At 70.2% G+C, this 12115-nt stretch carries 13 protein-coding genes; 3 read left to right on the top strand and 10 right to left on the bottom strand.

The features are described 5' to 3' along the window. The first annotated feature begins 7 nt into the window (after nt 1-7). Complete coding sequence (locus SB816_RS20420; RefSeq protein WP_410547439.1) at nt 8-1051, top strand: pyridoxamine 5'-phosphate oxidase family protein; 1044 nt, start codon at nt 8-10, stop codon at nt 1049-1051. 68 nt (nt 1052-1119) lie between these two features. On the opposite strand, the gene SB816_RS20415 is transcribed toward SB816_RS20420, so the two are convergent. Both SB816_RS20415 and SB816_RS20410 read right to left on the bottom strand, forming a co-directional pair. After that, the gene (locus SB816_RS20415) at nt 1120-1578 is read right to left on the bottom strand and encodes a winged helix-turn-helix transcriptional regulator (RefSeq protein ID WP_054503970.1); all 459 of its coding nucleotides are present in this window, start codon (nt 1576-1578) and stop codon (nt 1120-1122) included. Between the two features lie 75 nt (nt 1579-1653). Continuing rightward, a complete protein-coding gene (locus tag SB816_RS20410; RefSeq protein WP_410547549.1) occupies nt 1654-1899 on the bottom strand; it encodes a hypothetical protein in 246 nt (81 codons plus the stop codon). A gap of 16 nt (nt 1900-1915) precedes the next feature. Here SB816_RS20410 and SB816_RS20405 point away from each other — a divergent pair, with 16 nt between their 5' ends. After that, a complete protein-coding gene (locus SB816_RS20405; RefSeq protein WP_144655264.1) occupies nt 1916-3112 on the top strand; it encodes an MFS transporter in 1197 nt (398 codons plus the stop codon). A gap of 21 nt (nt 3113-3133) precedes the next feature. Here SB816_RS20405 and SB816_RS20400 read toward each other — a convergent pair whose 3' ends face one another. From SB816_RS20400 to SB816_RS20375, 6 genes are all read right to left on the bottom strand, one after another. Further along, entirely contained in the window at nt 3134-3874 is a 741-nt protein-coding gene (locus SB816_RS20400; RefSeq protein ID WP_054416132.1) for an ABC transporter ATP-binding protein, read from the bottom strand. Beyond that, nucleotides 3862-4680, bottom strand: a complete 819-nt coding sequence (locus tag SB816_RS20395; RefSeq protein WP_240806404.1) for an ABC transporter permease — start codon at nt 4678-4680, stop codon at nt 3862-3864. Before SB816_RS20395 ends, SB816_RS20400 begins: the two co-directional genes overlap by 13 nt. After that, nucleotides 4677-5690 (bottom strand): ABC transporter substrate-binding protein, encoded by a 1014-nt coding sequence (locus tag SB816_RS20390; protein WP_410547438.1) that lies wholly within the window; start codon nt 5688-5690, stop codon nt 4677-4679. Before SB816_RS20390 ends, SB816_RS20395 begins: the two co-directional genes overlap by 4 nt. Before the next feature lie 116 nt (nt 5691-5806). After that, the gene (locus SB816_RS20385) at nt 5807-6319 is read right to left on the bottom strand and encodes a hypothetical protein (RefSeq protein ID WP_395757596.1); all 513 of its coding nucleotides are present in this window, start codon (nt 6317-6319) and stop codon (nt 5807-5809) included. Then, on the bottom strand, nt 6316-8085 hold the full coding sequence (locus tag SB816_RS20380; protein ID WP_410547437.1) for an acyl-CoA dehydrogenase: 1770 nt from the start codon (nt 8083-8085) through the stop codon (nt 6316-6318). Before SB816_RS20380 ends, SB816_RS20385 begins: the two co-directional genes overlap by 4 nt. A 28-nt stretch (nt 8086-8113) precedes the next feature. Next, complete coding sequence (locus SB816_RS20375) at nt 8114-9751, bottom strand: acyl-CoA synthetase (protein WP_410547436.1); 1638 nt, start codon at nt 9749-9751, stop codon at nt 8114-8116. A 195-nt stretch (nt 9752-9946) separates the two neighbouring features. Here SB816_RS20375 and SB816_RS20370 point away from each other — a divergent pair, with 195 nt between their 5' ends. Beyond that, on the top strand, nt 9947-10657 hold the full coding sequence (locus SB816_RS20370) for a Crp/Fnr family transcriptional regulator (RefSeq protein ID WP_410547435.1): 711 nt from the start codon (nt 9947-9949) through the stop codon (nt 10655-10657). A 40-nt stretch (nt 10658-10697) separates the two neighbouring features. Here SB816_RS20370 and SB816_RS20365 read toward each other — a convergent pair whose 3' ends face one another. Together SB816_RS20365 and SB816_RS20360 are read right to left on the bottom strand one after the other, a co-directional pair. Beyond that, nucleotides 10698-11399, bottom strand: coding sequence for an aspartate/glutamate racemase family protein (locus SB816_RS20365; RefSeq protein ID WP_144655171.1), 702 nt, complete (start codon nt 11397-11399; stop codon nt 10698-10700). Nucleotides 11400-11420: 21 nt separating this feature from the next. Beyond that, the gene (locus SB816_RS20360; RefSeq protein ID WP_054503794.1) at nt 11421-11876 is read right to left on the bottom strand and encodes a MarR family winged helix-turn-helix transcriptional regulator; all 456 of its coding nucleotides are present in this window, start codon (nt 11874-11876) and stop codon (nt 11421-11423) included. Nucleotides 11877-12115 lie beyond the last annotated feature (239 nt).

The following is a 12115-nucleotide window of genomic DNA, read 5'->3' as shown; positions in this document are numbered from 1 at the left end:
GCCTGACATGAATACGACCACGACGAGTCCGCTTGGCGCCGCGCCGGCCGGCGGTTCGACGGCCGCCACGACGGCGACCGGCCAGCCGGCCGCGGCCGCGCCCGCGACGCCCTGGCACGCGGGCGAACTGCGGTTGCAGGCGCATATCGGCATGGCCGAGCGCATGGCGCAGGTGGGCGCGAAAGTGATCCGCCCGTACATGCCGGACCAGCACCGCGCCTTCTTCGCGCAACTGCCGTTCCTGGTGGCGGGCGCGGTCGATGGCCAGGGCGATCCCTGGGCCGGCGTGCTGGAGGGCGAGCCAGGCTTCGCCGTGTCGCCGGACCCGCAGACCCTGCAGGTGGCCGCGCTGCCGGATGCCGATGATCCGCTGCGCGCCGGCCTGGGGCCGGACCAGCCGGTGGGCCTGCTGGGCATCGAACTGCACACGCGCCGCCGCAACCGCATGAACGGCCGCATCACCGCCTGGGACGGCAGGCGTTTCGCGGTCACGGTGGCCGAGTCGTTCGGCAACTGCCCGCAGTACATCCAGGCACGCGATTTCCATTTCTCGCGCTCGCCGGCCTTGCATTTTCCGGGGGCGGCGCGCGAGCGGGCGGGGCTGGCCGAGGCCGACCGGGCGCTGATCGCGCGCGCCGACACGCTGTTCGTGGCGACCTATGCCGACACCGACGAGGCCGGCCGCCGGATCGACGTCTCGCACCGTGGCGGCATGCCGGGGTTCGTGCGCGTCGACGGCGACACGCTGACGATCCCGGATTTCTCCGGCAACCGCTTTTTCAATACGCTGGGCAACATGCTGCTCAATCCGCGCGCCGGGCTGCTGTTCATCGATTTCGAGCGCGGCGACGTGTTGCAGGTGTCGGGGCGCGCCGAGGTGATCCTGGACAGTCCGGAGATCGCCACCTTCGCGGGGGCCGAGCGGTTGTGGCGCGTCCACGTGCGGCGGGTGCGGGCCAGGCCGGGCGCGCTGGCGCTGCGTTGGCGCTTTGGCGGCTATTCGCCGACCGCGTTGGCCACGGGGCAGTGGCCGCAGGCCGCCACGGCCTGACGCGGGACCGCTCGCCGGGCGCCGCGCGCGGCGACTGCCTGAGCGGCCAATGGCAGGGGGCGCCAGGGTCAGGCGCGGTCGGCGCCGACCTTGCGCACCACGGTGTCGTCCGGCGCCAGCGCGCGGCCGTCCTGGGCGCGGATCTCCAGGCGCCGCACCGGCTGGCCGCGCTTGCGGTCGATGAGTGTGGAGTGCGGCTCGGCGGGGCCGTAGTAATGGTCTTCGCCCCATTGGCGCAGGCCGACGATGACGGGAAACAGCGCCTGGCCTTTTTCCGTCAGTACGTATTCCTGGTAGGCGCTGCCGTCGGACGCCGGCACGGCCGCCAGGATGTCGTGCGCGACCAGGGTGCGCAGGCGGTCGCTGAGGATGTTCTTGGCCACGCCGAGGCTTTTCTGGAATTCACCGAAGCGGCGCACGCCGTCGAAGGCGTCGCGCACGATCAATAGCGACCACCAGTCGCCGATGGCGTCCAGCGCGCGCGCCACCGGGCAGGCGGCGCCTTCGAGACTGGTGCGTTTGACCATGTCGTCCTGACCTTTGCCGCGCATCGCGGCGGGGAAAGATGTCGAATGTTTGGTTGCATTATAAAACCTCAAGGTCTAGCATTCTGGTTTTGTAATGAAACCACTTGAGGCCATCATGCCAGACCAGACCGATCCTGCCCCTGCTGCTCCGCCATCTCCTTCATCGCCTTCATCTACTTCATCGTCTTCATCGCCTTCGTCGCCGGCGTCCAAGGAATCCACAGCATCCGCGGCATTCGCGGCCTCTGCGGCACCCAGGGCCTCTGCGGCATCCACGGCATCCGCTGCATCCACGGCATCTGCCGCATCTGCGCCCGCCACGCCATCCGCCGATCGCCTGCCCGCCGCCCTGGTGCTGCTGCTGGCCGTGGCCTGCGCCTTGAGCGTGGCCAACGTCTACTACGCGCAACCGCTACTGGACGCCATGGGCCGCGAGTTCCGCCTGGACGAGGGCGCGGTGGGCATCGTCGTCACCGCGACGCAACTGGGCTGCGCGCTGGCGCTGGTGCTGGTGGTGCCGCTGGGCGACCTGCTCGACCGGCGCCGCCTGATGCTGGCGCAACTTGGGCTGCTGGTGCTGGCGCTGGCCGCGGTGGCGCTGGCGTCCGCCGCGCCGTGGCTGCTGGCCGGGATGCTGGCGCTGGGCCTGCTCGGCACCGCGATGACCCAGGGCTTGCTGGCGCTGTCGGCGGCGCTGGCCGCGCCGCACGAGCGCGGGCGGGTCGTCGGCGCGGTGCAGGGCGGAGTGGTGATCGGCCTGCTGCTGGCGCGGACTCTGGCGGGCGCCGTGGCCGACCTGTGGGGATGGCGCGCGGTCTACCTGGTGTCCGCCAGCCTGGCCGCGTTGCTGGCGCTGGCGCTGGCCCGCTGGCTGCCGCGCCGCGCCTTGCCGGCCGCGGGACTGGGCTACGGCGCGCTGCTGCGCTCGATGTTCACGCTGCTGGCGCACGAGCGGGTGCTGCGGGTGCGCGGCATGATCGCGCTGTTGATGTTCGCCGTCTTCAGCGCGTTCTGGACGGCGCTGGTGCTGCCGCTGAGCGCGCCGCCGTATTCACTGACGCACGCCGCGGTGGGCGCGTTCGGGCTGGTGGGCGTGGCCGGGGTGCTGGTGGCGGCGCGGGCGGGGCGGCTGGCCGATCGCGGCCATGCGCAACTGACCACCGGCGCGGGCCTGGCGCTGCTGTGCCTGGCGTGGGTGCCGATCGCCTTCCTGGACCGCAGCCTGTGGGCGCTGGCGCTGGGCGTGCTGGTGCTGGACATCGCGGCGCAGGCGCTGCACGTGACCAACCAGGCCATGATCTTTTCCATCAGCGCGCAGGCGCACAGCCGGCTGGTCGGCGGCTACATGATGTTTTATGCGGTGGGTAGCGGACTCGGGTCGATCGCCTCGACCTTCGTCTATGCGCGCGCGGGCTGGCTGGGCGTGTGCGCGCTGGGCCTGGGACTGAGCCTGGCGGCGACGCTGTTCTGGGCGCTGACGCAGCCGCGCAAGGCGGCGCCGGCGCCCGGCTGCGCGGTTGCGCCGCGGGCGTGACGGAACGCCGGCGCGGTCCACTCAGTGATGTTCGAGCGTGTGGGCGATGGCCGCCACCTGCCGCGCGAACGCCGGATCGGCGCGGTCGCGCGGCCGCGGCAGGTCGATGTCGTAGTGGCCTGCGATGTTGGCCGGGCGGCCGCCCAGCACCACCACCTTGTCGGCCAGGAACACCGCTTCCTCGATGTCGTGGGTGACGAACAGCACCGCCGCGCCGGAGGCCTGCCACACGCGGATCAGCTCCTGCTGCAGGTTGCGGCGGGTGATGGCGTCGACCGCGCTGAAGGGTTCGTCCATCAGCAGCAGGTCGGGCTTGACGGCCAAGGCGCGGGCGATGCCGACGCGCTGCGCCTGGCCGCCGGACAACTGGTGCGGCCAGCGGCGGCCGTAGTCGCCCAGGCCGGTCAGTTGCAGCGCGGCATCGATGCGCTGTTGGCGTTCCTGGCGGTCCAGCCCCAATCCTTCCAGGCCATAGCCGACGTTGCCGCCGACCGTGCGCCACGGCATCAGGCGGCTGTCCTGAAACACCACGGCGCGGCTGCGGCGCCCGGGGCGCGCGGGCGCCTGGAAGCGCACTTCGCCGCTGGCGGGGTCGGCCAGGCCGGCCGCCGCGCGCAGCAGCGTGGATTTGCCCACGCCCGAGCCGCCCACCACGGCCACGAAACTGCCCGCCTCGATCGCCAGCGACAGGCCCTGGATCACGGGCGCGTCGGCGCCCGGATGTTGGTATGAGAGTTTCGAGAATTCGATCACGGACGCCATTGCAGCACCTTGCTTTCGACCATCGAGAACGCCAGGTCGCACAGCGTGTAGACCAGCGAGATGATCAGCATGTAGACCACCACCGCGTCGTAGGCGCCGACGCCGGCGGCGGCATTCATTTCCTGGCCCATGCCGGGCACGCCCAGCAGTTCGGCGGCGATCAGCGTCATCCAGGCCTGGCCGATGCCGGTGCGCACGCCCGACAGCGCGCCGGGCGCGATGGCCGGCAGCGTCACGCCCAGCGCGCGCGCCAGGTAGCCGCCGTGGCCGAAGGCGCGCGCCAGTTCGTAATAGCGCGGATCGACGTTGCGCACCGCGCTGTAAGTGGCGAAGTAGTTGACCCAGAACACGCCGATGGCGATGACGAAGGCGGCGCCGGCATGGCTGACCTTGAACCAGGCGATGGCGAACACCACCCAGGCCAGCGGCGGGATCGGCCGCAGGATGCGCGCCAGATAGGCTTGCGCCAGGTCGAAGCGCGGCAGCGTCGCGGCCGCCAGGCCCACGCCGAAGCCCAGCGCGGTGCCCGCGGCCAGGCCCCAGAAGTAATGCACCAGGCTGGAGCCGATGGCCGGCAGCAGCCGGCCCGACTGCCATTCCTGGACCAGCGTGGCGGGCAGCGCGAAGGGATCGGGCAGGGTGCCCGCGGGCGCCCATTGCCAGATCAGCGCGGTCTTCCAGATGGCGATGAAGAGGGCCAGTCCGCCGATGCCGTAAGCCGCGCGGCGCGCGGCGGCGAACCCCGGTGGCGCGCTCTTGCGGGCCTGCGGCGCGGGCGCGGCCAGGGCGGGGGCGGTCTGGCTCATGGCTTCCCGGCCTTGTCGTAGAAGCGGGTGTCGAACAACTGCTTGACGCCGACCTTGGCGGCCTCGACCGTGCCCAGGCTGGCCTGGAAGGTCTGCAACTCGGCGGTGGCGTCGACGATGGCGTGCGGATCGGCCACGAACTGGTCATGCGAATTGCGGATGGCCTTTTCGACCAGCGCACGATCCAGGCGGCCGCCGCCAACGTACTTCTGCACGTGGCCCGCGGCGCGGGCCGGATCGTTCTTGAGTAGGGCGGTGGCGGCGAGCTGGGCGTCGACCAGTTGCTGCACGGCCTCGGGGTGCTCGGCGATCAGCTTGTCGCGCACCAGCAGTACGGCGCCGGGCTGGTTCGGGAATAGTTGCGAGCCGCGCGCCACCACGCGCGAATCGGGCGCGCGGGTCAGCACGGTGGTGACGGTGGGTTCGAGGATGGCGGCGCCGTCGATGGCGCCGGTCAGCAGCGACTGCTGGATCTGCGCCTCGCCCTGGTAGATCAGTTCCAGGCTGGCCGGGTCGGCCTTGAGGCGGTTGCGCAGCCAGTATTGCAGCGCGGCCTCGGGCACGGCGCCCTTGGGGTAGCTGGCGATGACGGGCTTTCTGCTCTTGTCCTTGGCAAAGCGGGCGAACGCGGTGGCCGGATCGCCCGAGGCGAAATACGGCGCCAGCGCGCCCAGCGCGACCACGTTGACCTGCTCGACGATGTTGGAGGCCACCACCTTGATGCCGGCGCCCTTGGCGCTGGCCACCAGCGCCGGGCCGATGCCGACGTAGGCCACATCCAACTGGCCGGCCAGCAGCGCCTGCGTCAGCGCGGGGCCGCTCTGGAACTGCACCAGCTTGGGCGCGGGCGCGCCCTTGGCCTGCAAGGTGCCTTCTTCCAGCGCCACGAACAATTGCGCGTCCGGCAGGATCGGCAGGTAGCCGATTTCCAGCGCGGGCGGCGCGGCGTGGGCGGGGCCAACGGCGAAAGCGGTGGCGATGAGCGCGGCGGAAAGCAGCTTGCGAAGCATGGGGGAAGGGTCCTGAACTACGCCTTGGTACGGCTGGCGTCTTGCCTGCGGGCAGGATTTCCGGTGTCCGCTTAATAATTTTAGATATGTTTATTTCTTTTGTTTATTCTTTTTGGTTATATGTTTAACCGCGCGCGCCGGTCGATGCTGGCGATTGTCCGCGTCAGCCAATCCCGATGCGTCGGGACGTGGCCCGGCGGGTCTTCGAATGCCTCGCGCGCGGCCAGGTAGGCCTCGACGTGGCGGAATTGCACCGCGCCGGCGGCGGCCCGCAAGTCGTCCAGCGGCGCATCGGTTTCATAGAGGAAGTCGAAGCGGTGCGCCCAGAATCCCTGTTCCGTCAGGGCCAGCACGTCGACGGATTGCGGGGCTTCGATACTGAACCGGATGAACTCGCGGCCGGTCGCCGTGCCTCGCAGGGCGTAGACCTGGTCGCCATCGTCCCACAGCGGCGCCAGCGGCGCCCCTTGCGGCGCGCGGGCGCCGTGATAGGAGTGGAACGGCGGACCCAGGCACGCGCCGCGCAGCAACGGATGCACGCAGTCGCCGCTGGCCAGCCGGACCAGCGGCGCCGACGCGCCCAGCGCCACCAGCGCGTCGATGCGCGATCCGGCGTCGACCACGCTCATGGCTGCACGGCGTACTCGTTCGATCCCGCCACCACCGCCGCCAGGCCGGGAGCCTGGGTCAGCTTGTGCAGCGCGTAGGTCTGGGCCGTGGCGATCTTGGCCTGGTGGAAGGCCGGGTCCTCGTCCAGGTGGTCCAGCGATGCGAGCAGCGCGCGCGCCATCTGCCAGCCGGCCAGCACCGTGCCGGCCAGCAACAGGTAGGGCACGGCCGAACCGAACACCGCGTTGGGATGGGCGGCGGCGTTGGCCACCACGAAGTCGACCGTGTTGGCCAGCGCCAGGCGGCCCTGGCGCAGCGGCGTCAGCACCAGCCGGGCGGCCGGTTCGCTGTGCGCTTGCAGCGCTTCTTCCGTCTTGCGGATCTCTTCGATCAGGGCCTGCGCCACCGCGCCGCCGTCGCGCAGCGTCTTGCGGCCGACCAGGTCGTTGGCCTGGATGGCGGTGGTGCCTTCGTAGATGGTCAGGATGCGGGCGTCGCGGTAATACTGCGCGGCGCCGGTCTCTTCAATGAAGCCCATGCCGCCGTGCACCTGCACGCCCAGGCTGGCGACGTCGATGGACGCCTCGGTGCACCAGCCCTTGACGATCGGCACCAGGAATTCCTGCACCGCCAGGTGGCGGGCGCGGGCGGCCGGGTCGGCACTGGCGTGGGCCAGGTCGGCGTGGCCGGCGGTGTAGTAGGCCAGCGCACGGCCGGCCTCGGTCAGGGCGCGCATGGTGCCCAGCATGCGGCGCACGTCCGGGTGCTGAATGATCGGCACGGCGTCGCGCGAGGAGCCGTCCACCGGGCGGCTCTGCACGCGTTCGGCGGCGTAGGCCAGCGCGTGCTGGTAGGCGCGGTCGGCCACCGCGATGCCCTGCACGCCGACGGCGAAGCGGGCCGCGTTCATCATGATGAACATGGCGTCCAGGCCGCGGTTTTCCTGGCCCACCAGGTAGCCGATGGCGCCGCCCGCGTCGCCGAACTGCAGCGTGGCGGTGGGGCTGGCCTTGATGCCCAGCTTGTGCTCGATCGACACGCAGGTAACGTCGTTGCGCGCGCCCAGCGAGCCGTCGTCGTTGACTAGGAACTTGGGCACCAGGAACAGCGAGATGCCCTTCACGCCCTCGGGCGCGTCCGGCAGGCGCGCCAGCACCAGGTGGACGATGTTCTCGGCCAGGTCGTGCTCGCCGTAGGTGATGAAGATCTTGGTGCCGGAGATGCGGTAGGTGCCGTCGCCGACCGGCTGCGCGCGGGTGCGCAGCAGCGCCAGGTCGGAGCCGGCCTGCGGCTCGGTCAGGTTCATGGTGCCGGTCCACCGGCCCGACAGCATCGGGCCGATGAAGCGCTCGCGCAGTTCGGGCGAGCCGGCCGTCAGCAGCGCCTCGACCGCGCCGTTGGTCAAGAGCGGACACAGGGCGAACGACAGGTTGGCGGCGTTGAGCATTTCGGAGCAGGGCGCGCCCAGCAGGCCGGGCAGGCCCTGGCCGCCGTATTCGACCGGGTGCGTCATGCCCTGCCAGCCGGCTTCGGCATATTGGCGGAAGGCCTGCTTGAAGCCGGGCGAGGTGGTGACCGCGCCGTCGCGCCAGGCGCTGGGCTCGCGGTCGGCGGGGTGGTTCAGCGGCGCCAGCACGTCGCCGGCGAAGGTGGCGGCTTCCTCCAGCACGGCCTGGGCGGTGTCGGGCGTGGCTTCGGCATATTGCGGCAGCGCCGCCACCTGCGGCAGGCCGGCCAGGTGGTTCAGCACGAACAGCATGTCTTTCACGGGGGCTTGGTACGTCATGGCGTCGGAGCTCCGGGTAGGAAGGGAATCAGGTGGCGTCGATGGCGCGGGTGGAACCCACCGCGGCGCGCAGTTCGAATTTCTGGATCTTGCCGGTCGAGGTCTTGGGCAGTTCGCCGAAGCGCACCGCGCGCGGCACCTTGAAGCCGGGCAGCAGCAGCTTGCAGTGCGCGATGATCTCTTCGGCGGTGGCGCTGTGGCCGGGCTTGAGCTCGACGAAGGCGCAGGGCGTTTCGCCCCATTTCGGGTCGGGCATGGCCACTACCGCCACGGCGGCCACGGCCGGATGGCGATAGAGGGCGTCCTCGACCTCGATGCTGGAGATGTTCTCGCCGCCCGAGATGATGATGTCCTTGCTGCGGTCCTTGATGCGGATGTAGCCGTCGGGCGTCATCACGCCCAGGTCGCCGGTGTGGAACCAGCCGCCGCCGAAGGCCTCGTCAGTGGCGCGTTCGTTCTTCAGGTAGCCCTTCATGCAGATGTTGCCGCGGAACATGATCTCGCCCACGGTCTGCTCGTCGGCCGGCACTTCCTCCATGGTGTCGGGGTTGCGCACCGAGACGCCGGCCTGCAGGTGGTAGCGCACGCCCTGGCGCGCGGTCAGCAGGGCGCGCTGCTCGTCCTCCAGGTCATTCCAGGCTTCCTGCGGGGCGCACACGGCGGCCGGGCCGTAGACCTCGGTCAGGCCGTAGACGTGGGTCAGCTCGAAGCCGATTTCCTTCATCTTGGCGATCACCGCCGGCGCGGGCGCGGCGCCGGCCACCATGGTGCGCACGGTGTGGCGGATGCCGGCGCGCAGCTCGGCCGGCGCGTTGGCCAGCGCGCTTTGCACGATGGGCGCGCCGCAGTAGTGGGTCACGCCCTCGGCGCGGATCAGGTCGAACACGGTCTTGGGGTCGAACTTGCGCAGGCAGACGTTGACGCCGGCGCGCGCCGCCACGGTCCAGGCGAAGCACCAGCCGTTGCAGTGGAACAGCGGCAGCGTCCACAGGTAGACCGGATGCTTGGGCATGTCCCATTCGAGGATGTTGCTGACGGCGTTCAGATACGCGCCGCGGTAGTGGTAGACCACGCCCTTGGGATCGCCGGTGGTGCCGGAGGTGTAGTTCAGCGCGATCGCGTCCCATTCGTCGGCCGGCGGGCGCCAGTCGAACGTGGCGGGGGCGGCGGCCAGGAAGGCCTCGTAGTCGGTGGCGCCGGGCAGGGCGGCCGGGGTGCCGTCCAGATCGTGCACCGAAATCACTTTCAGGTGCGGGAATTCGGCGCGGGCGCGCTGCGCCAGCTCGGCGTATTCGGTGTCGACGATCAGCGCGCGGGCCTCGCCGTGGCCCAGCATGAACAGCACGCTGGGCGTATCCAGGCGCGTGTTGAGCGTATTGAGCACGGCGCCCAGCATCGGCACGCCGAAGTGCGCCTCGACCATGGCGGGGATGTTCGGCAGCATCACCGCCACCGTGTCGCCGCGCTGGACGCCGGCGGCGGCCAGCGCGCCGGCCAGGCGTTGCGCGCGTTCGTAGGTCTGGGCCCAGGTGCGGCGCACGGCGCCATGCACCACGGCCAGGCGGTTGCCATAGACCTGCGCGGCGCGGGCGATGAAGTCGACCGGGGTGAGGGGCTCGTAGTTGGCGTCACGGCGTGCCAGGCCGTGGTCGAACAGGCTGCTCATGCTTGTCTCCTGTGGGGCGCGGGGGCGCCCGGATATGCTTTTATGCGGGAAACTTGATCTGGATCGCCGGGGTTGATCTGTAGCCGGAATCCCGCTGCTTGTTAGAGCTTATCGGCCGCCGGAAAATGGTGTCTGTCGCCTGCATGACAGACCTTTTTCCAGGCGCCCAACCCGCAGTTTTACACGGTTCTTTCCATGTCCGATGTTTCAAACATTGTTTCCCAGACCGAGCTGGCCGCGCTGCTGCGCGGCTGCACCTGGTTCACCGCGCTGGACGCGCCGCACCAGGATTTGGTGCTGGCCACGGCGCGCGCCGAACACGTGGCCAGCGGCGCCTGGATCGCGCGCCGCAATGCGCCGTCGGATTACTGGCTGGGGGTGCACAGCGGCTTGCTGAAGCTGGCGATCTACAACGAGTCGGGACGCAGTTGCACGTTCTCGGGAGTGCCGCCGGGCGGCTGGTTCGGCGAGGGCAGCGTCATCAAGCGCGAGCTGCGCAAGTACGACGTGGTGGCGATCCAGCCGTCGCTGGTGCTACTGGTGCCGGCCGCCACCTTCCATGCGCTGCTGGCGGCCAGCCTGCCGTTCTCGCATTTCGTCATCGGCCAGTTGAACGACCGCATGGGCGAGTTCATCGCCTCGATCCAGAACCATCGACTGCTGGACGCCGATGCGCGCGTGGCGCAGTCGCTGGCGCAATTGTTCAATCCACAACTTTATCCGTCCACCGACCTGACGCTGGCGATTTCACAGGAAGAACTGGGCTACCTGACCGGCCTGTCGCGCCAGCGCGTCAACCAGGCGCTGCAGACGCTGGCGGACCAAGGGGTGCTGGCGCTGTCGTACAACCAGATCAAGGTGCTGGACCTGGATCGCCTGCGCCAGTACGGGCTGGACCAGCTCTGACCGCGGGCGGGGCCCAGGGGGCGGGACGCCAGTTCAGGCGTCAGGCCAGCGCGCGGTCCAGGGCGGCGCGCGCCAGGATGCGGGTCGAGTCCAGCGTCGGCAAGACGCAGTTGGCGTCGTTCAGCACGAGCGGCAGTTCGGTGCAGCCCAGCACCACCGCGTCGCAGCCGGCATCGCGCAGCCGCGCCACCACGCCTTGCAGCAACGAGACCGATTCGGGCTTGAAGACGCCGTAGACCAGTTCGTCCATGATGACGCGCGCCAGCAGATCGCGGTCGGCCGGCGCGGGACGCACGTAGTCCAGGCCGCGCGCCTGCAGTTTGTCGGGGTAGACCGGACTGTCGACCAGCCAGCGCGTCCCCAGGATGCCGATGCGGCGCCGCCCGCGCGCGGCGGCCTGGGCGGCGACTTCCTCGGCGATGTGCAGCCACGGCAGCGGCGATTGCGGCAGCACGTGGCCCAGGGCCTGGTGGATGGTGTTGTCGGGGCAGATCAGGAAATCCGCGCCGGCGCGCGCCAGCCGGTCGGCGGAGGTCCGCATCAGCGCGCCGACGCCGGCCAGGTCGTTGCGCTCCAGGCAGGCCACGTAGTCCGCCAGCGACAGGCTGTGCAGCGACACCTCGGGGTGCGCGTGCGGCCCCAGGCGCTGCGCGCCTTCGGCGCAGATCGTGCGGTAGCAGAGCGCCGCGCCCTCGGCCGAGCAGGCGACGATGCCGATGTGCAGGGGCGGACGGACGGGCATGCGGACTCCGTGGCGGTCAGGTCAAGCCGGGGTTCTGGACAAGGCCCGCACATGGCGGGCGATCTGGCGGAACTGCTCGGCCATGGCGTCCTGCTGCGCCGGCGGCAGTTGCGACAGGAACAGTTCGTCGATGGCCGGGCCATACACCTTCCACATCCTGCGCCGCAGCGCCAGGCCTTCAGGCGTGATGCGGGCATAGGTGGCGCGGCGGTCCTCGTCGGAACGGAAGCGCTCGACCAGCCCGGCGGCCTCGATGCGGTCCATCAGGCGCGTCAGGTTGTAGCGCGCGATGACCATGCGCTCGGCCATCTCGAACATGCGCGCGGTGCCGTCGGGCGCGCGTTCCAGCGCCCACAGCGCGTCGTACCACGCCAGCGGCGGCAGGCCGGCGGCGGACAGTCGTTTTTCGATCTCTTCCACCACCAGCGCATGCGCGGTGAGAAAGAGGCTCCACGCGTCGGGCTTGCCCGTGGCCATGCGGTCGCTTCCTTTTCCAGGGATTTCGTTGTCCGGGATTGTAGAGGCCCTGCGGCCGTGGCGCGCGGCGGGCGGGCCGTCACGCGCATTCATGCCGCGCGCAAGCCGCCATTTTCCTTAATAGTTGCACTTGCAATTGTTCGAAAACCTCCCTACGATTGCAATTGCACATTATGCAAATGCAATTCACGATGTGAAATGATGGCGCCGGCCTTTCCGTGTCCAGGCGCCGCTTGCGC

Origin of the sequence: Achromobacter sp. SIMBA_011 (genome assembly GCF_046535435.1) — a bacterium.
Lineage (GTDB): Bacteria > Pseudomonadota > Gammaproteobacteria > Burkholderiales > Burkholderiaceae_B > Achromobacter > Achromobacter dolens.
This window is presented reverse-complemented; position numbering and strand designations above follow the sequence as displayed.

Bases quoted from the DNA above. Each gene is read 5' to 3' on its own strand.
- SB816_RS20420 (WP_410547439.1), top strand. From the start codon at position 8: ATGAATACGACCACGACGAGTCCGCTTGGCGCCGCGCCGGCCGGCGGT.
- SB816_RS20415 (WP_054503970.1), bottom strand. From the start codon at position 1,578: ATGGTCAAACGCACCAGTCTCGAAGGCGCCGCCTGCCCGGTGGCGCGC.
- SB816_RS20400 (WP_054416132.1), bottom strand. From the start codon at position 3,874: ATGGCGTCCGTGATCGAATTCTCGAAACTCTCATACCAACATCCGGGC.
- SB816_RS20395 (WP_240806404.1), bottom strand. From the start codon at position 4,680: ATGAGCCAGACCGCCCCCGCCCTGGCCGCGCCCGCGCCGCAGGCCCGC.
- SB816_RS20390 (WP_410547438.1), bottom strand. From the start codon at position 5,690: ATGCTTCGCAAGCTGCTTTCCGCCGCGCTCATCGCCACCGCTTTCGCC.
- SB816_RS20385 (WP_395757596.1), bottom strand. From the start codon at position 6,319: ATGAGCGTGGTCGACGCCGGATCGCGCATCGACGCGCTGGTGGCGCTG.
- SB816_RS20380 (WP_410547437.1), bottom strand. From the start codon at position 8,085: ATGACGTACCAAGCCCCCGTGAAAGACATGCTGTTCGTGCTGAACCAC.
- SB816_RS20375 (WP_410547436.1), bottom strand. From the start codon at position 9,751: ATGAGCAGCCTGTTCGACCACGGCCTGGCACGCCGTGACGCCAACTAC.
- SB816_RS20370 (WP_410547435.1), top strand. From the start codon at position 9,947: ATGTCCGATGTTTCAAACATTGTTTCCCAGACCGAGCTGGCCGCGCTG.
- SB816_RS20365 (WP_144655171.1), bottom strand. From the start codon at position 11,399: ATGCCCGTCCGTCCGCCCCTGCACATCGGCATCGTCGCCTGCTCGGCC.
- SB816_RS20360 (WP_054503794.1), bottom strand. From the start codon at position 11,876: ATGGCCACGGGCAAGCCCGACGCGTGGAGCCTCTTTCTCACCGCGCAT.